The organism is Chimaeribacter coloradensis (assembly GCF_002858715.1).
In the GTDB taxonomy this organism is placed as follows: Bacteria; Pseudomonadota; Gammaproteobacteria; order Enterobacterales; family Enterobacteriaceae; genus Chimaeribacter; species Chimaeribacter coloradensis.
The window spans coordinates 228,905-248,082 of the sequence record NZ_PJZH01000001.1; the positions used below are offsets into that span (position 1 = coordinate 228,905).

General features: G+C 59.1%; 20 protein-coding genes and 3 tRNA genes. 13 read left to right on the plus strand and 10 right to left on the minus strand.

What is annotated here, in order from left to right:
- Positions 1–455: 455 nt before the first annotated feature.
- The 4 genes from CYR32_RS00960 (at position 456) to CYR32_RS00975 (ending at position 4,316) form a co-directional block, all read left to right on the plus strand.
- Positions 456–2,039, plus strand: coding sequence for an ABC transporter substrate-binding protein (locus CYR32_RS00960; protein WP_101821645.1), 1,584 nt, complete (start codon positions 456–458; stop codon positions 2,037–2,039).
- Positions 2,040–2,277: 238 nt separating this feature from the next.
- Positions 2,278–2,574, plus strand: coding sequence for a hypothetical protein (locus tag CYR32_RS00965; RefSeq protein ID WP_101821647.1), 297 nt, complete (start codon positions 2,278–2,280; stop codon positions 2,572–2,574).
- Between the two features lie 96 nt (positions 2,575–2,670).
- Positions 2,671–3,162, plus strand: a complete 492-nt coding sequence (locus CYR32_RS00970) for a nicotinamide-nucleotide amidohydrolase family protein (RefSeq protein WP_101821649.1) — start codon at positions 2,671–2,673, stop codon at positions 3,160–3,162.
- A gap of 518 nt (positions 3,163–3,680) precedes the next feature.
- On the plus strand, positions 3,681–4,316 hold the full coding sequence (locus CYR32_RS00975) for a glycoside hydrolase family 19 protein (protein ID WP_101821650.1): 636 nt from the start codon (positions 3,681–3,683) through the stop codon (positions 4,314–4,316).
- A 42-nt stretch (positions 4,317–4,358) separates the two neighbouring features.
- Here the strand turns inward: CYR32_RS00975 and CYR32_RS00980 are convergent, their stop codons facing one another.
- On the minus strand, positions 4,359–4,583 hold the full coding sequence (locus CYR32_RS00980) for a DUF2594 family protein (protein WP_101821652.1): 225 nt from the start codon (positions 4,581–4,583) through the stop codon (positions 4,359–4,361).
- 744 nt (positions 4,584–5,327) lie between these two features.
- Between CYR32_RS00980 and uvrY the strand changes: the two genes are divergently transcribed.
- The 7 genes from uvrY (at position 5,328) to CYR32_RS01015 (ending at position 9,529) form a co-directional block, all read left to right on the plus strand.
- A complete protein-coding gene (gene uvrY, locus CYR32_RS00985; protein ID WP_101821654.1) occupies positions 5,328–5,984 on the plus strand; it encodes a UvrY/SirA/GacA family response regulator transcription factor in 657 nt (218 codons plus the stop codon).
- Complete coding sequence (gene uvrC, locus CYR32_RS00990) at positions 5,977–7,809, plus strand: excinuclease ABC subunit UvrC (protein WP_101821656.1); 1,833 nt, start codon at positions 5,977–5,979, stop codon at positions 7,807–7,809. The genes uvrY and uvrC overlap by 8 nt, the downstream gene beginning before the upstream one ends.
- 57 nt (positions 7,810–7,866) lie before the next feature.
- Positions 7,867–8,415 carry a CDP-diacylglycerol--glycerol-3-phosphate 3-phosphatidyltransferase gene (pgsA, locus tag CYR32_RS00995; RefSeq protein ID WP_072925581.1) on the plus strand — a complete coding sequence of 183 codons (549 nt, stop codon included), beginning with the start codon at positions 7,867–7,869 and terminating at the stop codon, positions 8,413–8,415.
- Positions 8,416–8,556: 141 nt separating this feature from the next.
- A tRNA-Gly gene (locus CYR32_RS01000) sits at positions 8,557–8,632 on the plus strand.
- A 64-nt stretch (positions 8,633–8,696) separates the two neighbouring features.
- Positions 8,697–8,770 (plus strand) — tRNA-Cys (locus tag CYR32_RS01005).
- A gap of 11 nt (positions 8,771–8,781) precedes the next feature.
- A tRNA-Leu gene (locus CYR32_RS01010) sits at positions 8,782–8,867 on the plus strand.
- 155 nt (positions 8,868–9,022) lie between these two features.
- Positions 9,023–9,529, plus strand: coding sequence for a GNAT family N-acetyltransferase (locus CYR32_RS01015; RefSeq protein ID WP_101821658.1), 507 nt, complete (start codon positions 9,023–9,025; stop codon positions 9,527–9,529).
- Positions 9,530–9,567: 38 nt separating this feature from the next.
- On the opposite strand, the gene CYR32_RS01020 is transcribed toward CYR32_RS01015, so the two are convergent.
- The 3 genes from CYR32_RS01020 to CYR32_RS01030 are packed head-to-tail and all read right to left on the minus strand — an operon-like array spanning position 9,568 to position 11,144.
- Positions 9,568–9,801: a hypothetical protein gene (locus CYR32_RS01020; RefSeq protein ID WP_101821660.1), complete on the minus strand. Its 234-nt coding sequence runs from the start codon at positions 9,799–9,801 to the stop codon at positions 9,568–9,570.
- Positions 9,802–9,818: 17 nt separating this feature from the next.
- Positions 9,819–10,526: an SOS response-associated peptidase family protein gene (locus tag CYR32_RS01025; protein WP_101821662.1), complete on the minus strand. Its 708-nt coding sequence runs from the start codon at positions 10,524–10,526 to the stop codon at positions 9,819–9,821.
- 57 nt (positions 10,527–10,583) lie between these two features.
- Positions 10,584–11,144, minus strand: coding sequence for a GNAT family N-acetyltransferase (locus CYR32_RS01030; RefSeq protein ID WP_241523719.1), 561 nt, complete (start codon positions 11,142–11,144; stop codon positions 10,584–10,586).
- A gap of 31 nt (positions 11,145–11,175) precedes the next feature.
- On the opposite strand from CYR32_RS01030, the gene CYR32_RS01035 reads away from it, so the two are divergent.
- On the plus strand, positions 11,176–11,730 hold the full coding sequence (locus CYR32_RS01035; protein WP_101821666.1) for a helix-turn-helix domain-containing protein: 555 nt from the start codon (positions 11,176–11,178) through the stop codon (positions 11,728–11,730).
- 3 nt (positions 11,731–11,733) lie between these two features.
- Here CYR32_RS01035 and CYR32_RS01040 read toward each other — a convergent pair whose 3' ends face one another.
- Positions 11,734–11,919, minus strand: coding sequence for a GhoT/OrtT family toxin (locus tag CYR32_RS01040; protein ID WP_101821668.1), 186 nt, complete (start codon positions 11,917–11,919; stop codon positions 11,734–11,736).
- 188 nt (positions 11,920–12,107) lie between these two features.
- Complete coding sequence (locus CYR32_RS01045) at positions 12,108–12,359, minus strand: CsbD family protein (protein WP_241522048.1); 252 nt, start codon at positions 12,357–12,359, stop codon at positions 12,108–12,110.
- A 290-nt stretch (positions 12,360–12,649) separates the two neighbouring features.
- Between CYR32_RS01045 and CYR32_RS01050 the strand changes: the two genes are divergently transcribed.
- Positions 12,650–12,865 (plus strand): hypothetical protein, encoded by a 216-nt coding sequence (locus CYR32_RS01050; RefSeq protein WP_101821670.1) that lies wholly within the window; start codon positions 12,650–12,652, stop codon positions 12,863–12,865.
- Positions 12,866–12,915: 50 nt separating this feature from the next.
- Here CYR32_RS01050 and CYR32_RS01055 read toward each other — a convergent pair whose 3' ends face one another.
- The 4 genes from CYR32_RS01055 to adiC form a co-directional block, all read right to left on the minus strand.
- The gene (locus tag CYR32_RS01055) at positions 12,916–14,391 is read right to left on the minus strand and encodes a sugar porter family MFS transporter (RefSeq protein ID WP_101821672.1); all 1,476 of its coding nucleotides are present in this window, start codon (positions 14,389–14,391) and stop codon (positions 12,916–12,918) included.
- 477 nt (positions 14,392–14,868) lie between these two features.
- Complete coding sequence (locus CYR32_RS01060) at positions 14,869–15,048, minus strand: hypothetical protein (RefSeq protein ID WP_101821674.1); 180 nt, start codon at positions 15,046–15,048, stop codon at positions 14,869–14,871.
- Positions 15,049–15,378: 330 nt separating this feature from the next.
- Entirely contained in the window at positions 15,379–17,691 is a 2,313-nt protein-coding gene (locus CYR32_RS01065; protein WP_101821676.1) for an Orn/Lys/Arg family decarboxylase, read from the minus strand.
- Between the two features lie 53 nt (positions 17,692–17,744).
- Positions 17,745–19,088: an arginine/agmatine antiporter gene (adiC, locus tag CYR32_RS01070; RefSeq protein WP_101821678.1), complete on the minus strand. Its 1,344-nt coding sequence runs from the start codon at positions 19,086–19,088 to the stop codon at positions 17,745–17,747.
- Positions 19,089–19,178: the final 90 nt, after the last annotated feature.

The window sequence follows — 19,178 nt, forward strand, 5'->3', positions numbered from 1 at the left end:
GATGAGCTCTGAATGGCTCTTGTTTATGTTGTGTTATGCCTGAAGCGTTTACCAAGATAATGTAATATTTGTGTTAACTGCTAGTTTCGTTAAAGTTATTTCCTGCAGGCATAAAAGGCGGCGCTGTATACTTATTTTTACGCGCTGTTAACACCTGCCGGGGGAAATGGCAAAGCGCAAGAGGCTAACAAAATAAATACATCCGAACAACGTGATTCCGGTCACGGCGAAAGTAAATTGTGCGTTCCTGGGCGCGCTTATTTCCCCTGTTCTGACAGGCAGTGAATAAACCCTCACCCCACAGGCATAATTACCGCCTGTTCCCGCGTTTTACGCGTCATAAGCTGTTGATCTGGCTTTTCTCTGAAAGGGACTAAGCATTGCCGGATCCGGCATTTCACCGGATGCCGGAAACCCCTATAGTCGGGATACCGCTTTTTTTTCAGGAAGATGCCATGTTCAGACTGTTGCCCGTTACCGCGGCCCTCGCCGCACTACTCGGTTTTTCCCCGGCGCAGGCGGCGACCCCGCCGGACACGCTGATTGTGGCGATCTCGCTGGACGGGGTAATCAGCCTTGACCCGGCGGAGAGTTTTGAAACGGTCAGCACCGGCAGCCTGGTGGACACCTATCAGGGGCTGGTGGCCTCTGACCGTAACGATCCGCGCACGCTGGTGCCGGCGCTGGCTACCCAATGGCAGCCGGGGGAGAGCGAACACAGCCTGCTGTTTACCCTCAACCCGCAGGCGCGTTTTGCCAGCGGCAACCCGGTGACCGCCGATGATGTGATCTTCTCCCTGAGCCGGGTGGTGAAACTGAATAAGACGCCGTCCTTTATTCTTGGGGAATTCGGCTGGACGCCGCAGAACATCGATGCCCAGTTTACCCGGCGCGGTGACCACCAGGTCGAGATCCGCTGGGCCTCACCGATTGGGCGTGACCTGGCATTACGGCTGCTCTCCGCCCCGGTGTCCTCTATTGTTGACAGCAAACTGCTGGCGCAGCACACCCAGGCCGGGGATTTCGGCAACGGCTGGCTGCGCACCCACTCCGCCGGCAGCGCGGCCTACACCGTGCGCAACTATATTCCCCATGAGGCGCTGATCCTGGAGGCGAACCCGCAGGCCGCCACCGCCCCGAAACTCAAACGGGTGATTCTGAAAAACGTCGCTGACCCCGGCACCCGCCGCCTGCTGCTCGAGCAGGGGGACGCCGATGTGGCTTACGATCTGGGCGCTGACCAGTTCGCCGCGCTGGCGCACCAGCCCAATGTGCGGGTGGCGGGCTTCCCCTCCGGGCTTATCTACTACCTCGGTTTCAATACCCAGGACCCGCAGCAACCGGCACTCGGCAACCCCGCTTTCTGGCAGGCGGCACGCTGGCTGGTGGATTATGACGGCATCGCCAACCAGTTGCTGAAAGGGCAGTTCCAGGTGCATCAGGCGTTCCTGCCGCGCGGCTTTGACGGCGCGCTGGAGAGCACCCCGTTCCACCTGGATGTGGCAAAAGCCAAAGCGATCCTCACGCAGGGCGGCATCAAGCCCGGCACCCGTATCGCCCTGACCATCGTCAACCAGCCGCCCTATACCGATGTGGCGCAGGCATTGCAGGCCAGTTTCGCCAAAGCGGACATCACGCTCGACATCAAACCGGTGCCGGAAGCGGAGCTGTGGGGCAAAATGCGCAGCCGTGACTTCCAGTCCATCTTTATCTACTGGGGGCCGGACTATATCGACCCGAATACCAACGCCAGCACCTTCGCCTACAACGTCCCTGACGGGCCGAAGACCCTGGCCTGGCGCGTGGGCTGGCAGATCCCCGCCCTCAGCGAGCAGACGCGCCATGCCGCGGCCGCCAGCAACGTCGCGCAGCGCCACGCGCTCTATACCCAGTTGCAGACGGAGATCCAGCAGAACTCCCCCTACGTGGTGACGCTGCAAGGGCAGCGCCAGGTCGGGCTGCGCAGCAATATCGAGGGTGCGAGCCAGAACCTCGGCAACAGCATGTTGTTCTTTGATGCGGTCAGCAAAAAAGGCTGAGGCTGGCCCGGCAATAAATTCAGGGGCTTGCGCAATCAAGGCGCAAGCCCTTTTTTCTGCCGGCTGACCGGGGAGGGGATGCCGCTGCACAGGCACGGCATCACGGCCATGCCGCTTATTGTTTAACGCCCCTGACAAAACCCGCTTACCGATCGCATTTTCCTTTTGAGACAGTCAATAAGATAGCCCGGCAGCGTCCCATTTTTCTTATATGAATTTTCTTAAAAAAGGAGAGGTCATGTTCCGGAATAAGCCTTTTCAGGCGTGGCTGTTGCTGGGCCTGGTGTTGATGGCCGGGGGGGCGGCGGCAAAAAAAACACCTGCCTCAGACGATGAAATAAAACAGAAATTAATTGAAGCCTCTATTTCTGCCTATTCCGGCAGTTGCGCCTGCCCCTATAACCAGGCCCGCAACGGCAGCCGTTGCGGCGGGCGCAGCGCCTGGAGTAAACCGGGCGGGGCAGAACCGCTCTGTTATAAAAATGATGTCAGTGAGGAGGAGGTGAACGCCTGGCGCCGGGCGCATGAAGAGTAGAAGATTCCCCCCACCCGCAGCGGCAAAGCAGACTATGCTTATACACTTCCCGGCCTTTCGCATCGCCGGGCCACTGGTCATTATGCTGGAGGTTATATGGATAAAGAACTGCAACAGACTGCGGAGAATCTGGGGGAAGTGCTGAAAGCACGCGGGATGAAGGTGACGTTTGCGGAGTCCTGCACGGCCGGGCTGGCCGCGATGGCGGTGGCGTCAGCGAAGTCGAGCGCCGACTTCTTCAGCCGCGGCTTTATTACCTACACCAATGAGGCGAAGCAGGAGGTGCTGGGCGTCAGCCACAGCGCCCTGGAAACCTATACCGCCGTGAGCGAGCCGGTGGTGCGTGAAATGGCGCAAGGCGCGCTGCGCATCTCCGGGGAGCAGGCGGCGGTCTCCATCAGCGGCTACGGCGGGCCGGATGGCGGGCCGGACGGCACCCCCGCCGGCACCGTCTGGTTTGGCTGGGCCTTCTCGGACGGCTTAACGGTCGCTGAGGTCGAACACTTCCCCGGTGACTGCGAGGAAGTTATTGCCGCCGCCGCACACTTTGCCCTGAAGCGCCTGACCACGCTGCTGGAAAGCCGCTAAGCCCGCCCCTGTATCAGGCCCGCCGCAGGCATCCCGGGCCTGATGCGCCCCCGCCGGGGCCTTGCCCCCTTGCTGGATGAGATCCTGTGCCATCGCTAAGCGGCGCTTATTGCCGGTGGTTCGCAGCGGGCCGCCGCGCCGGGCCGTTTCACCCCGCAGGCGGCTTTTTCCTGGCACTATTCAGCCGGTTATTTGACGCCGTTAATTCCGCAGCGTGTAAAGAAACAATGCACATTCTTTATTTTATTACGCGCCCTGATTAATAAGTGAATAACGCGGCTGATTATTTTTGGTGCTGCATCACATTGCCGGGCTTTTATTTTAATTTGCGGGTCAGGGTTATTCCCGGAAATAACCCGGCGCGTATAATAGAGAGGATGATAGCCTTCCTCACGCTTCTCATGTTTATCATTGAGTTATTTTGTTATTCACAGTGAGATTTAGTGTTGCTGTACCCGCTATTCGATTTCGTGTGGATGCTACCGTTTAAAAAATCTTACCAATCGGAGAGCATATCCATGACACGCGATCAATTTAAACACGCCGCGGCCCTGACGGACACCCTGGCAGACCGCTGGTACGAGCCTTTTATGCAGACCTGCCATGAGTTCACCATCGACTCGTTGCCGCGTCAGGCCTGTTTTATCGCCCAGATCGGCACAGAGTCGGGCGGGTTTACCCGGATTATCGAGTCGTTCAACTATAGCGTGACCGGGCTGATTATTTTCGGCCCGCGCCTGACGCCGCAGCAACGCCAGGCGCTGGGGCGCAAACCCGGCGAACCGGCCCTGCCGGTGGAGCGGCAGCGGGCCATTGCCAACCTGGTTTACGGCGGCCGGATCGGCAATACCCACCCGGATGACGGCTGGACCTACCGCGGCCGCGGCCTGAAACAGGTCACGTTCAAAGGCAATTACCTGCAGTGCGGCCGGGCGCTGGGGCTGGATCTGCTGGGTAACCCCGATCTGCTGTTGCTGGACATCAACGCCGCCCGCTCCGCAGGCTGGTTCTGGCGGGAGAAAAACCTCAGCCGTTTTGCTGACATGGGGGATTTCATCGGCATGACCAAGGCGATCAACGGCGGGCTGAACGGGATTGAAGACCGGCAGGCGCGTTTGCGGGTGGCGCAAAAAGCGCTGGGGCTGACGAGGTGACGGGGGAAGGGGAGCCAGACGGCGGGCGTCTGGCTCAGCGGATTATTGGCGGTAAGCCTGCTTGATCTGGGCAAGCGTCGTGCGGAACGTCTCAGCCTGTTGCTCATCCTCAATCTGGGCGATGAGTTTTTCCAGGTTCAGTACCACTTTACCGGCATCCGCCTGGCCCAGTGCTTTCAGCATCATGGTCAGGGTTGCTTTCAGGCAGGCAACTTCGGTCGCCAGGGTCTCTACGTTCGGGGCAGTGGCAAAATCGTTAAGGCTCACAGTGTCATCTCCTTGCGATGAACAAACGCGTCCCGGCATACACAACGGCAGCACAGCGACGCAAATACAGAAGCGGGCGAGTATACCATAGGAATATTGGCCTTCACCTCCCTGCGCGCGCCCGGGCGCAGGGCATATGTCTGAAAAGGGAAAATTTGAACAAAAAAGTTATAAAAAAATGCCGGTGCGTGAAAAGGTACCGCTAAAAAGCGGGGTCATAAATATCAGGTTCCGGCTATTTATCCGGCAAAAAGCGCGCTTGACTAATTGATTGGCATGGCCGGGAGAAATAATTCGCTGGGTTTGATGTAAACATCCCGTAAAAATAATCTGACAGGGTTAGCACTTTTTGTTATTGTTGACTAAATTCAAAGGTTTGCTCACCGTTACTGACGGCATGAAACCGCTAGCAATTTTTTACAGTGTTTATTGGTCAAATAAGCGGGCATACAGTAAAATGAGCCTGCAAATAGCCGCTTCCCTTTTGCAACGAATAAAAAAACCCGGTTTGCTGACGGCAGCGCGCGGTTTGCCGCGTCTGGGTGACAGAAAACCCCGCGTTGCAAAAAACCGGTTGGGTTAAAAACAGGTTAGGTAAAAACAGAGGTTAACTCGTGCCGGTATAGCGTACACCGCCGCCTTTGCGGGGGAGCCGCTATCCTGTGTTCATTTCTGGCTTAGACATTGAAATTTCTCAGTGGACAATAGCTGACGGCGTTACTCCCTTTTTTTGGAGAATTCTCTTTGATTAGCGTTCTTCTGGTTGATGACCACGAATTGGTGCGCGCAGGGATACGACGCATTCTTGAAGATGTGAAAGGTATCAAAGTCTCAGGTGAGGCCCAGTGTGGCGAAGATGCCGTGAAATGGTGCCGCAGTAATGACGTTGATATCGTGCTTATGGACATGAACATGCCGGGGATCGGCGGGTTGGAAGCCACACGCAAAATTGTGCGTTTCTCGCCCGATATCAAAGTTATTATGTTGACGATCTACACCGAAAACCCGCTGCCGGCCAAAGTGATGCAGGCGGGGGCAGCCGGTTACCTGAGCAAGGGGGCCGCCCCGCAGGAGGTGATTAACGCCATCCGGGTGGTCTCGGCCGGCCAGCGTTATATTGCGTCTGACATTGCCCAGCAGATGGCCCTGAGCCAGCTTGAGCCGCAGGCCGAGACGCCGTTCGGCTGTCTTTCTGAGCGCGAACTGCAAATCATGCTTATGATTACTAAGGGCCAGAAAGTCAATGAGATCTCTGAGCAGCTTAATCTCAGCCCCAAAACCGTGAACAGCTATCGCTATCGCATGTTCAGTAAGTTAAACATCAGCGGTGACGTTGAGCTGACCCATCTGGCTATTCGTCACGGCTTATTCAATACCGAGAGCCTAACCAGCAGTGAGTGAGCGTTTCGATTCCCAGGCATTTCTGAAAACCGTCACCAGCCAGCCCGGCGTGTACCGGATGTACGATACCACCGGGACGGTCATCTATGTAGGTAAGGCGAAAGACCTGAAGAAGCGTCTTTCCAGCTATTTCCGCACCAATGTCGGCAGCCGCAAAACGGAAAATCTGGTCAGGAACATTGACCAGATCGATGTCACCGTGACCCACACGGAAACCGAGGCGCTGCTGCTGGAGCACAACTACATCAAGCTTTACCAGCCGCGTTATAATGTGCTGCTGCGTGATGATAAATCCTATCCGCTGATCTTCCTGAGCGCGGATGACCACCCGCGCATCGCGATTCACCGCGGGGCCAAGCACGCCAAGGGCGAGTACTTCGGGCCGTTCCCCAACTCCTATGCGGTGCGCGAAACGCTGGCGCTGTTGCAGAAGCTGTTCCCAATCCGCCAGTGTGAAAACAGTGTCTACCGCAACCGCTCGCGCCCCTGCCTTCAGTACCAGATCGGCCGCTGTCTCGGCCCCTGCGTGAAAGGGCTGGTGAGCGAGGAGGAGTACCGGCAGCAGGTGGAGTATGTGCGGCTGTTCCTGGCCGGCAAAGATCAGCAGGTGCTGACCCAGCTGATCGAACGCATGGAGCAGGCGAGCAAAGCGCTGAACTTCGAGGAAGCGGGGCGCATCCGTGACCAGATCCAGGCGGTACGCCGGGTCACGGAGCGGCAGTTTGTCTCAGGTGACGGTGATGACCTGGACGTGATCGGCGTCTCCTTTGATGCCGGGATGGCCTGCCTGCATGTGCTGTTCCTCCGTCAGGGCAAAGTGCTGGGCAGCCGCAGCTACTTCCCGAAAGTGCCGGGCGGCACCGAGCTGGCGGAAGTGGTGCAGACCTTTATCGGCCAGTTCTACCTGCAGGGCAGCGAAGGCCGCACCCTGCCGGGGGAGATCCTGCTCGATTTCGCCCTGCCGGAGAAAGACCTGCTGGCGGAGTCACTGAGCGAGATGTCCGGGCGCAAAATTGCGATCCAGACCAAACCGCGCGGCGACCGGGCGCGCTACCTCAAGCTGGCGCGTACCAATGCGGCCACCGCGCTGGCGACGAAGCTCTCCCAGCAGTCGACGATCCATCAGCGGCTGGCGGAGCTGTCGAAGGTGCTGAACCTGCCGGAAATTAACCGTATGGAGTGTTTCGACATCAGCCATACCATGGGTGAGCAGACGGTCGCCTCCTGCGTGGTGTTTGACGGCAACGGGCCGGTGCGCGCCGAGTACCGCCGCTACAACATCACCGGCATTACGCCGGGCGATGACTATGCGGCGATGGCGCAGGTGCTGAAGCGCCGCTACGGCAAGGCGCTGGAGGAGAACAAGATCCCCGACGTGATCTTTATCGACGGCGGCAAAGGGCAGCTCGGCATGGCGATGGATGTGTTTGCTGAACTGAACGTTACCTGGGACAAGACCCGGCCGAAGCTGATCGGCATCGCCAAAGGCACTGACCGCAAAGCGGGGCTGGAGACGCTGTTCTTCAAACCGGAAGGCGAGGGGATGGCACTGCCGCCGGACTCGCCGGCGCTGCACGTCATCCAGCATATCCGGGATGATTCCCATAACCATGCGATTACCGGCCACCGGAAAAAACGGGCGAAAGTGCGCAATACCAGCGCGCTGGAAACCATTGAGGGCGTCGGCCCGAAACGCCGTCAGGTATTGCTGAAATATATGGGCGGGTTGCAACCCCTGCTCAACGCCAGCGTCGAGGAAATTGCAAAAGTGCCGGGTATTTCACATGCATTGGCAGAAAAAATCTACAATGCGTTGAAACACTAGGGGCAATGTAGCAACATACTCACAATAATCCCTTTTGCCAGACAGTTACTGAGCGCTATGCAATTTAATATACCGACTTGCCTCACGTTGTTTCGCGTGGTTTTGATTCCCTTTTTTGTGCTGGCGTTCTACCTTCCGTTTGTCTGGGCGCCGATGGCCTGCGCCCTGATCTTCGTGGTGGCGGCCATCACCGACTGGTTTGATGGTTTCCTGGCACGCCGCTGGAAGCAGACGACCCGCTTCGGCGCCTTCCTTGACCCGGTAGCGGACAAGGTCATGGTGGCGATTGCGCTGGTGCTGGTGGCGGAGTATTTCCACGCCTGGTGGATAACCCTGCCTGCTGCCACCATGATTGCACGTGAGATCATTATCTCGGCGCTGCGCGAATGGATGGCGGAAGTGGGAAAACGCAGCAGCGTGGCGGTCTCCTGGGTGGGCAAAGTCAAAACCACCGCGCAGATGCTCTCGCTGGTCGCGCTGCTCTGGCGGCCTGACCCGACGCTGGAGTTCGTCGGGATCATCGCGCTTTATATCGCAGCGGTGCTGACTTTCTGGTCAATGTTCCAATATTTGCACGCGGCGCGGAAGGATTTGCTTGAACCGTGATCGATGTGACTTAAAAAGCGCCAAATGAACATTTTGCGCTGATAATTCTGTTGACTCATTGGCACAGGTAAGTAGAATGCATCGCATCAGACGGCAGCACAGCTCGCTGAAAGATAAATAAATCAGTAGCTTCTGATTATTGCGGGAATAGCTCAGTTGGTAGAGCACGACCTTGCCAAGGTCGGGGTCGCGAGTTCGAGTCTCGTTTCCCGCTCCAAATTAAATAAGCTGGTAAGCGTAAGCATTACGAGTTTAGCCATGAAAAATGGCAAATCAGTTACGGCGCGTTAACAAAGCGGTTATGTAGCGGATTGCAAATCCGCCTAGTCCGGTTCGACTCCGGAACGCGCCTCCACTTTTCCCGATGCCCGGGTGGTGAAATCGGTAGACACAAGGGATTTAAAATCCCTCGGCTTATGGCTGTGCGGGTTCAAGTCCCGCCCCGGGTACCACGGAAAGTAAAAGAATAATAAAGCAATAAGCAGTAATGTCGTAGACCGCCGAGAGGCGGTTTTTTTGTTTTTGTGCTTTTCCCCCGCCAAATGCCCTCGCCATCGACGCCGGTTTTTTATACGCTGATCTCTCCTTATCCTACGGAGAAAAGACCATGACGGAACCCGCCCAGCCTGTGACCATCAGCCGTTTTCAGCCCGCAGAACGTGACCACGTGATCAATGTCATTTTGCCTATCCAGAACCGGGAATTCGGTATCGCCATCACGGCGGACCAGCAGCCCGATCTCAGCGACATCCCGGGGTTTTACCAGTCCGGGAAAGGGGAGTTTTGGGTCGCGCGCTGCGGGAATGAGATTATCGGCACGCTGGGGCTGAAGGACATCGGCAACCAGCAGGCGGCGCTGCGTAAAATGTTTGTCACGGCGGCCTACCGCGGCCGGGAGTGGGGCGTCGCGCCGCGGCTGCTGGCGGCACTGTTCCAACATGCCGGGGAAGCGGGCATCCGGGATGTGTATCTGGGCACCACGGACAAATTCCTGGCGGCCCACCGCTTTTATGAAAAGCAGGGCTTCAGCGAGATCCCCGTAGAGCGCCTGCCGCCCGCCTTCCCACGCATGGCCGTGGATAGCAAATTCTACTGCCGTTCTGTCATCCTCTAATCAGCGGTAAGCAGAGGAGTGCGGTACAAGATGCCGCGCTACTCATCCTGCCGCCAGTCGCCGCCCCACTGGGCATTCTCAATCAGGGGACGCAGCGCCTGATCAAACACCTTCATCTGGGCGGGTGAGAGGTTGGCTAAGGTTTTTTCCGCCATGATCTGCCGGGCCACGCCGCGTGCGCTGGCGAGGTTGGTGCCGCTCTGGCCTGCCGTCTCTTCAATCAGTTCCGGCAGGTTGTGGTAGATATGGCTCAGTGCCTTGATATTCAGCATGTTTCCTCCACGGGCAGCTATACCAGCGGGTTATCGATCGGCGCCAGCAGTTCATGCCCCTGGTGGTGCGGGTTACCGACGGCTTTATCCACCGGGTGCCAGCTGAACTCTTCTACCGGCACTGCGCCCTCCGAAGCCAGCGTCCCGGCCTCCTCCGGGGTGAGGGTGGGGTCGAGCCAGGCGCGCGCCGCCTCCGGCGTCAGGACCAGCGGGCGGCGGTCATGGATGTCGAGTAACCCCGCATCAGAGGCCGCCGTCACGATCACAAAGCCGTCATCCTCCGGCGGCTCCAGGGCATCCGGGTGGAATTTGCTGATGGCGGCGAAAAACAGGGGGGCGTCACTCTGGTGATAGATAAAGTAGGGCTGCTTGCGTTTGGCGTCGTCCGGATCTTTTTTCCACTCAAACCAGCCGTCCGCCATCACCAGCGCGCGGCCGTGTTGCCAGAGCGGTTTGAACATCCGGCTCCCGGCGGCGGTCTCCACGCGGGCATTGATTACCGGCGGCCGGTGGGCCTCTTTCGCCCAGTGGGGCTGGTAGCCCCAGCGTACCGGGTCGAGGCAGAGCTGGTCGTCACGCTGGTTCAGCAGCAGCACCCGGGTGCCGGGGGCCACGTTGTAGCGGTCCACCGGCACCGGGTCGAGCGCGCCGTTGAAGGGGATCTCCGGGGCCAGCGCGTCCAGATACTCTGACCGGGTCCGGTGTTGTGAAAAGCGTCCGCACATAATACCTCCTGTTATCGCCAACAGGCTAAGTATAGAAGGGATAGGCGGCGGCCGCGGTCAGCCCGCTTGCGGCGCGTCCGGCGTCGGCAACAGGAGCTGGTAAAACGCCAGATCGAGCCAGCGGTCAAATTTATAGCCCGCCTGCTTCACGGTGCCGCAGTGGCTGAAGCCGAGGCGTTCATGCAGCACGATGCTGCCCCGGTTGGTGCTGTCGATGCCGCCGACCATCGTATGCACCTGCCGCGCCTGCGCCTCGGCGATCAGGCGCTCCAGCAGCAGGCGACCAAGCCCGCGCCCCCGGTGATCCGGGTGGACATAGAGGGAGTGTTCCACGGTGTATTTATTGGCGGGGAAAGGGCGGAAGGTGCCGTAACTGGCAAAGCCCAGCAGGGTGCCGTGCTCATCTTCCAGCCCGATCACCGGGAAACCGTTGTCGCGTTTCACGGCAAACCAGGTGCGCATCGCCGTGAGCGGCCGCGGCTGGTAGTCATATAAGGCGGTTGAGGTCAGAATCGCCTCGTTGAAAATGGCCAGAATCGCTTCGGCATGGCGCTCTTCACTGCATTCTACCCAGTTCATCTTGAACACTCCTGTGGTGCTGTCTACTATAATGGACATTATTCTCCTAAAGTAAACGCGGGCAGGAATCATGTCAATTGATGAGATTATCGCCGGCCAGTTGCAGGCCAGACGTAAAGGGAAAGGCTGGAGCATCGACAGGCTGGCACAGCAGTCAGGGGTGAGTAAAGCGATGATCTCAAAGATTGAACGCCAGGTCAGCAGCCCCAGTGCCGCCACGCTGGGGCGGCTGGCCGCCGGCCTGGGGATTTCACTGACAGAGCTGATTACCGGGCCGGAATCCCGGCCGCACCCGCTGCGCCGCCGGGCGGAGCAACCTGTCTGGCGCGACCCGGAACAGGGCTACCAGCGGCGGCAGGTCAGCGAAAAAGGCACCGGGCAGGGCGCAGAGCTGGTTGAAATCACCCTGCCGGCCGGGGCCGCCATTACCTACCCACGCTGGGAGCCTGCGCCTTACCGGCAGCAACTCTGGCTGTGTGAAGGCACGTTGCAGCTGACCTACGGGGAGACGCACTATCAACTGGCAGCGGGGGATTGCCTCAGCTTCGGCGTGGATGCGCCGCTGACCTTTGCCAACCCCGGCAGCCAGCCCTGCCGCTACCTGCTGGTCATGACCCCGGCCTGACGGCTAGAACAGGGAAAACAGCAACACCACCGGAAAACTCAGCGGCCAGGTCAGGCCAATGATGCCGGAGGTAAAAAGGCGGATCCGGAAAGAGGAATCACGGCTGATGAGTAAAGTGAAAAGGGCGGAGAGGGCGAAGCCGATAAGGAAAATGGTTTTTAACGCTTCCCAGGCGGTATGAGCGGACACATCTATTACCTGTTGTTTACACAATGACAATATTGTATTGATTTTGCGCTTTTCTATCAATTCTTTGATCGCGGTAATAGACAAAATAAAAACAATGGCTGCGATAATGTAAACCGTTTCTTCTGCCTGTAAGGTATAGATGTAAAAAAGCCCGGCCAGGCCGGGCTTTTACAGAACGTTGTCACCGGTTAGCGGCGGCCGCCCAGCAGTTTCGCCAGAACAAAGCCCACCCCTGCGGCCACCAGCAGTGCCGGCACCGGGTTGTCAGACGTGGTACGTTTCACGGTGTCTACTGCATCGTTGACAGCATAAGAGGCCTGGGAAAGGTTCTTACGCACAGCCCCTTCAAATTGAGTCTTGCTGTCATCAGTTGCGCGACCAAACTGTTCCTGGCCCGCACCCACAGCTTCTTCTGCTTTATCTTTTACTTTATCAAACATATGCAAACTCCATTTGTGAGTGAACGTATTAAAAGCATAGACCAGAAAACCGCATCCGGTGGCGTTATTAACATGCCGTAACAATGGTTTTCACTCCCCTGCGGCGTCAATACGCACATTTATAGGGCGGAGCGCCTGTCCCGGCGGGGGAAAACGCGCTGAACGCGTCAGGGCGTGGAGGTTAGCATGTTGTTACATTCTGCTGCCGGAATCCTTACAGCCAAACCCTGTACTCTCTTCCCTGCGAATGAATCGCAGGATAGATAACAACAGAGGTAAGAATGAACAGAATGAAAACTGTGATGCTGGGATCACTGTTAATGTTGAGCAGCGCAGCGATGGCCGAACCGATGCACGCCGATGCCACCCCGGTTAACAAAGCGGAACTCAGCCACGCGCACCGGGCCGCCCACCCGGCGAAGAAGGTCAGCCACACACCGGTACATCACGCCAGGAAAAAGCCGGTGAAAAAGAAGCAACCTGCGCCGCATACTATGCCGCGCTGACCTTGCCGCACCAGATAAAGAAAGCCCACCGGACGGTGGGCTTTTTGCTGTCAGGCCTTGCGTTTCTGCCCGGTGGAGAGGCGCGGGCTGACGGGCACAGACTGGTAACGGTCGCGGAAGTAGTGCTCAATCTGCTCCAGGCTGCGGCCGCGGGTTTCCGGCACGCAGAGCACCACAAACAGTGACCCGGCGATGCCGATACAGGCAAAGGTAAAGAAGGCCCCCGCCAGCCCGACCCCGGCCAGCAGCAGCGGGAAGGCCAGGGAGATCATGAAATTGGCGATCCACATGGCAAATACCGACGCACCCATACAGATGCCGCGCATCCGGATTGGGAAGATTTCAGAGAGCAGCAGCCAGGTCACCGGCGAGAGTGCGCCCTGCTGGAAGCTCAGGAACATCAGCATGCCGGCCAACACCAGATAGCTGCGCACCAGGTTCGGCAGGCCGTTGACCAGCTCCGGCATCAGCACGCAGACCGCGCCGAGGAAGAACAGCGAGCAGGTGCAGCCTATCTGCCCAATCAGCACCAGCGGCCGGCGGCCGATTTTGCCCAGCAGCCAGATGCCGACAAAGGTCATCGCCACCGAGATCGCCCCGTTGGCGATGGTCGCCAGCAGGGCGGCGTTGGTGCTCAGGCCGGTGGCCTCCAGCATGGTCGGCGCATAATACATAATGGTATTTACGCCGGTTAATTGCTGGATTACCGCGATGCCGATGCCCAGCAGGAACAGCTTCAGCAGCCACGGGGTGGCCAGGTCACGCAGCCGGCCCTTGCCCTGATGGCGGTTCTCTTCAATCGTCTCCTCAATCTCCGTCATCTCCCAGTCCACATCCTGGGCGGAACGGGTGCGCTCCAGTACCTTTCTCGCCTCTGCCATACGCCCTTTCATCGCGTACCAGCGCGGCGAATCGGGCATAAACAGCATCCCGAACCAGAGCAGCACTGCCGGGAGGGTGGCGATCGCCAGCATCCAGCGCCAGGTGGACTCGCCGCCCCAGATTTCATGGAAGGTGGCGTTGGAGATGTAGGCGAGCATCTGGCCGGAGACGATCATCAGCTCCTGAAGTGTCACCAGCTGGCCGCGGCGGTTGGCCGGGGCGATCTCCGCGATATAGACCGGCACGGTCGCTGCCGCGCCGCCGACTGCCACGCCGAGCACCAGCCGGAAGGCGATCATCCAGGTGACATCCGGTGCCAGAGAGGTGCCAATGGCGCCGACGGCAAAAATCACTGCCAGAAACAGAATGATCTTTTTGCGGCCGGCGGCATCGGCCAGGTGGCCCGCCATCAGCGCGCCAAACGCCGCGCCGAACAGCAGGGAGCTGGTCACCAGCCCGGTGGTAAAGGGAGTCAGGTGCAGCTCCTGGCCCATAAACAGCAGGGCGCCGGAGATCACCCCGGTGTCGTAGCCGAACAGCAGGCCGCCGAGGGTGGAGATCAGCACGATAATTTTAACGAAGGGTTCGGTTTTGGTCTGACTGTTTGGCCCGGAAGCAGGGTTGGTTGTTATGTATTGTTCCATGATAGCTCCAGTGGTCTTGCAGGGTCTGGTCGTGACAGGGGAGGAAGATAAAAACCATCACATAAAAATCCGCGAACAAATGACGCCTTATTTATAGACAGGAAATTTCATTTATTAAAATATTGGAAATTTAATTTTGTGTGCTGGCTCATAAAAGCGGGGTGTATAGCGAAGATTTTCAGGATAAAACGCGTGCCAGAGATATTTAATACCCCTGTTTACTATTTGGCGGGCTTTTTAATGGAATAAATATTTCCTTATAAATAAAGGAAAGAATAAAAAAACGGTAGGGCGGCAGCAGGGCGGGGCAGGAGATCAAAGGGTTACTGCAGGGGCTGTGAAGCTGCGCATGTTTCATTTTTCCTGAAATAACGCGCGCCGGTGCGGGGGAGATAACAGGGGCTAATCAATCAGCATGACGCAGGGCGCGGCAGAGCGCGCGGCCGGGCAAGGGAGGTAAACGCACGAACCAGGGTGTTATAGACGGCGGTTTTCCTGGCTGACTTCAATCAGATCATTTAAGGCGTGCATAGAAATACCGCTGTTACCCCAGTCAACCATCGCCCAGGGCCGCTCCTGTCTGGAAAGCATAGAGATAACCCGGCCGACAATCTCGCCGGTTTTATGTTTGACCAGAGAATTAATGCCGATGCTCATGATAATGCCCCTCCGCTGCGTACCGCTTGCCAGACTACCCCCGGCGTTGCGCCATGCCAATCCTCTTATTGGGGGTATCCTTCTAACATTAGCGTAAATCATCGTTCAGCGTGGCGGAAACCGGGGCGCGGGCTTTACTCTGACGGCACAGGCAGGCAGCGCCGAAAAAAGGGTCGACAAAAAGCGCTTTACATGACGTAATGATAATCGTTATCATCAATGCGTCCTCCACGACGGCGGCTCTGCCGTAGGGAAGACACGACATTGCTCACATTGCTTTCAGTATTTTTCGCCAGCCCCCAGGCTGGCGTTTTTTTTGCGCGGGATTATTCATTCCCCCTCTTTCAGCACCCAGATGTGGTATTTGCCGCCGATCATTTCCGCGCCTTCCAGCTCTTTCTCAAAGCAGGGGAAGGTGCTGCCCCAGTCGGCAATGCTGCGGATGTAGCGCAACCACGGCTGGTCAGCACGGCCGAACCCCTCACCGGGCATCACAATCGGGATGCCGGGCGGATAGGGGATCACGCCGACGGCCGAGACCCGGCCGGCCAGCCGGTCAACCGGCAGGTGGTCACAATGGCCCGCCATATGCGCCTGAAACGCCCGGCGCGGCAGCACCACCGGCGGCGGCAGCTGGCCAAAGGCCTCCGCTTGCAGCTTATCCATCTGGCTGGTTTTCATGTAGTTGAACATCTCATCGCAGAGATCGTGCAGCCCCATCCCGGCGTAGCGTGCGGGGTAGCCCCCGGCCAGCCCGGGCAGGCAGGCGGTCACCGGGGTGTTTTCATCATAATGGCGCTTGAACTCCAGCAGGGCGTTAATCAGCGTGCCCCATTTCCCTTTGGTCACCCCAACGGAGAAGAGACAGAGCACCATAAAGTCGGTGGTGCGCGAGGGCACAATCCCATGCTGGGTAAGAAATGCCGTCACCATCGCCGCCGGGATGCCGTTCGCCATCAGGGTGCCGTCATCGTTCATCCCCGGCGAGAGAATCCCGGCTTTGATCGGGTCCAGCATGCACCACTCCTCCTCAAGCTGCTCAAACCCGTGCCAGGCCTCGCCCGGTTTCAGCACCCAGCAGCGCGGGTCGGTGGCCAGCTGGGTTTTCGACGCCATGCGGAACGGGATCTTTTTGCCGGTGTCCGGGTCGGTGATTTCCGGGGCGTTCCACGGTGCGAAGAACCACTCACCGCGATCGCGGAAGGTGGCGTTGACCTTCGCCAGCGCCAGCCGGAAATCCACCGCCTCGTTGATCACCTCCTGCGTCAGCGTCTGCCCCTGGCCGCCCTGCATCATCGCCGCGCCGACCTCATTGGCGGCGATGATCGCATAGAGCGGCGAGGTGCTGGCCTGCAACATATAGGACTCGTTGAAGCGTGAATGCACCACCGGCTTGCGGCCGTGACGGATATGGATGTACGACGCCTGCGACAGCGCCGCCAGCAGCTTGTGGGTGGAGTGGGTGGCAAACACCGTCGGCCCGTTTGGGTCATGCTCTTCCGGGTCGCCGCGCATCGCGTAGCGCTGCTGATAGAGCGGGTTAAAGCGCGCGTAGGCGTACCACGCCTCATCAAAATGGATCTGATCCACGCTTTGTGCCAGCAGGTCCTGCGCCTGCGCGGCGTGGTAGCACATGCCGTCATAGGTGCAGTTGGTGATCACCGCATAGACCGGCGTGCGGCCGGCGGCCTGATCGATCAGCGGGTGGGCGGCAATTTTCGCCTGAATATCCGCAGCCCGGAACTGCTGCTTGGGGATCGGCCCGATAATGCCGAAGCGGTTGCGGGTCGGCACAAAAAACACCGGCAACGCCCCGGTCATTACCAGCCCCTGTTCAATCGATTTATGGCAGTTGCGGTCGCACAGCGCCACCTGCCGCTCGCCGATCGTTGCCGCCATGATCGCCCGGTTGGAGCCGGAGGTGCCGTTCAGCCCCGGGTAACTGCGCTGCGCGCCGAACACCTTGGCGGCAAAGATTTCAGAGGCGTTGACCGGCCCGCTGTGGTCCAGCAGCGAGCCCATCGCCGCCCGCTCAATCCCGGTGTCGGTGCGGAACAGGTTCTCCCCGAAGAAATCGAGAAACTCCCGGCCGACGGCGCTTTTGGTAAAGGCGACCCCGCCCTGGTGGCCCGGCGCAGCCCAGGAGTACTCCGGGGAGGTCAGCGTGTAGTGGAACAGCGCCTTGGTAAAGGGCGGCAACAGCTGATCGTAATAGTGGGCGATCAGGGCGTTGGCGCGGGCGGCGATAAAGTCGGCGGTGTCTTCGTGCATCCAGACGAACTCATTCACCATGCGCATGATGTCCAGCGTCAGGCTGTCGATGCAGGAGTGCTCCGCCATCAGCAGCACCGGCACCTCCCGGTTACGGCGGCGGATCTCCTGCAACAGCGCCGAGGCCTGGCTGTGGGAGGCGTCATCATTGCCGCCGGAGGTCCAGTCAACAAAGATGCAGCAGAGTGAGGCGTCGGACATCACCGTGGCCTTGCCGTCCTCAAAAGTGGCGGCCGGGAGCACCTCCAGGCCGGTATCGCGCAGCGCGCCGATCAGCGCCTGCACGGCGCGGCTGTTGGCGGTGTTGTGGTCCAGGATGTTGCTGTCCACCACCAGGACGTTGCGTCTCTTGTGTGTGCCTAAATCAATCATGCTGCCTGCCTTTGTCAACGTAAAGGGGCCCGCCCGGTGCGTCGGGCGGTCACTTAGTCATCATCGCGTACAAACGGGCGGTCGAGCGGGAAGGGGGTTTTGTGCCGCCGGTTGTAGTTAATGGTGTACAGGGTGGTGATCACCATCAGCGCCACAAACGACCACATCACCTCCTGCGCGCCGGAGCCGACCACCGCCCAGATGCAGTAGACAAACGCCAGCAGGGTGATGAAGAAGTAGAGGGCGCGGTGGCTGCCGAGGTGGCCGTGGCCCAGCAGCAGCAGCGCGGAGCAGGTGTAGAGATAGGGCACCAGGGTAAAGATCACCGAAACGGAAGAGACCAGCGCGAACTGCGCCGTGGCGTTGGGGGAGATGCTGGTGACCTGGAAAACAGTCATCAGCACGCCGATAATCAGCAGCCCGGCCACCGGCACATTGTCTTTATTCACTTTGGCGAAAACAGGCGGGAACAGGCCGTCATCGGCTGCGGCCTTGGCGGTCTGGCCGGCCAGCAGCGTCCAGCCGCCCAGAGAGCCGAGGCAGCCAAGGGCGGCGCAGAGCGCCACAATGCCGCCCGCCAGATCGCCCAGCGCCAGCCGGGCCGCGTCACCAAACGGCGAGGCCGAGAGGCGCAATTCGGCGTTGGGGATCATCCCCATGATGGCAGTGGTAGAGAGCACATAGCAGACGGCGGCGATCAGCACCCCGCCCAGCGTGGCAATCGGCACATTGCGCTTCGGGTTCTTGACCACCCCGGCCGCCACTGAGGCGCTCTCCACGCCGATAAATGACCACAGGGTCACGCTCAGCGTGCTCTGGATCGCCCCGAACGTCCCCAGGCCGCTGACGTTCCAGGCGGCCATATAGGTCTCGCCGCGGAACCAGAACCAGCCGAACAGCGCAATCGCCACAATCGGCACCAGCGCCAGCACCGTCGCCACCGCCTGAACCCGGGTGATCATCTTCGGCCCGACGATGTTCAGCAGCACAAACAGCCAGAGGATCGCCACGCAGGCGATGGTCAGCGGAATGGGTTCCCCGAGCAGCGGGATAAAGTAGCTGAGGTAGCCCACGCCGATGACCACCATCGCAATATTGCCGATCCAGCAGGCGAGCCAGTAGAGCACGTTGGTCTGGTAACCGATAAACGGCCCGAACGCGCGGCGGGCGTAGGCGTAGGAGCCGCCGGGGCTGGCATCCAGCGAGGACATTTTGGCATACACCATCGACAGCGCCAGCGCGCCGAGGATCGTCACCAGCCAGCCCCAGATGGCGATGCCGCCGGTCGCGGCCAGGTTCGCCGGCAGCAGAAAGACCCCGGACCCCATAATATTGCCGGAGACCATCAGGGTGACGGGAATCAGCCCCACTTTCTGGTTTTCTGAATTTATGGACATAACCCACCCTTTATCACTTGCCAGGCACCCGGCACGGGCCGGGGCACCCTGTTTCCTGCGGGAGCCAGGCAGCGCAGGCACGAAAAGAAC

Excerpts from the sequence above, each read along its gene's own strand:
- CYR32_RS01035 (WP_101821666.1), top strand. The coding sequence starts at position 11,176 with ATGTCAATTGATGAGATTATCGCCGGCCAGTTGCAGGCCAGACGTAAA.
- CYR32_RS01055 (WP_101821672.1), bottom strand. The coding sequence starts at position 14,391 with ATGGAACAATACATAACAACCAACCCTGCTTCCGGGCCAAACAGTCAG.
- CYR32_RS01045 (WP_241522048.1), bottom strand. The coding sequence starts at position 12,359 with ATGTTTGATAAAGTAAAAGATAAAGCAGAAGAAGCTGTGGGTGCGGGC.
- adiC (WP_101821678.1), bottom strand. The coding sequence starts at position 19,088 with ATGTCCATAAATTCAGAAAACCAGAAAGTGGGGCTGATTCCCGTCACC.
- CYR32_RS01060 (WP_101821674.1), bottom strand. The coding sequence starts at position 15,048 with ATGAGCATCGGCATTAATTCTCTGGTCAAACATAAAACCGGCGAGATT.
- CYR32_RS00975 (WP_101821650.1), top strand. The coding sequence starts at position 3,681 with ATGACACGCGATCAATTTAAACACGCCGCGGCCCTGACGGACACCCTG.
- CYR32_RS01020 (WP_101821660.1), bottom strand. The coding sequence starts at position 9,801 with ATGCTGAATATCAAGGCACTGAGCCATATCTACCACAACCTGCCGGAA.
- CYR32_RS01065 (WP_101821676.1), bottom strand. The coding sequence starts at position 17,691 with ATGATTGATTTAGGCACACACAAGAGACGCAACGTCCTGGTGGTGGAC.
- CYR32_RS00970 (WP_101821649.1), top strand. The coding sequence starts at position 2,671 with ATGGATAAAGAACTGCAACAGACTGCGGAGAATCTGGGGGAAGTGCTG.
- pgsA (WP_072925581.1), top strand. The coding sequence starts at position 7,867 with ATGCAATTTAATATACCGACTTGCCTCACGTTGTTTCGCGTGGTTTTG.
- CYR32_RS01050 (WP_101821670.1), top strand. The coding sequence starts at position 12,650 with ATGAAAACTGTGATGCTGGGATCACTGTTAATGTTGAGCAGCGCAGCG.
- CYR32_RS00965 (WP_101821647.1), top strand. The coding sequence starts at position 2,278 with ATGTTCCGGAATAAGCCTTTTCAGGCGTGGCTGTTGCTGGGCCTGGTG.
- CYR32_RS01015 (WP_101821658.1), top strand. The coding sequence starts at position 9,023 with ATGACGGAACCCGCCCAGCCTGTGACCATCAGCCGTTTTCAGCCCGCA.
- CYR32_RS00960 (WP_101821645.1), top strand. The coding sequence starts at position 456 with ATGTTCAGACTGTTGCCCGTTACCGCGGCCCTCGCCGCACTACTCGGT.
- CYR32_RS01030 (WP_241523719.1), bottom strand. The coding sequence starts at position 11,144 with ATGTCCATTATAGTAGACAGCACCACAGGAGTGTTCAAGATGAACTGG.
- CYR32_RS01025 (WP_101821662.1), bottom strand. The coding sequence starts at position 10,526 with ATGTGCGGACGCTTTTCACAACACCGGACCCGGTCAGAGTATCTGGAC.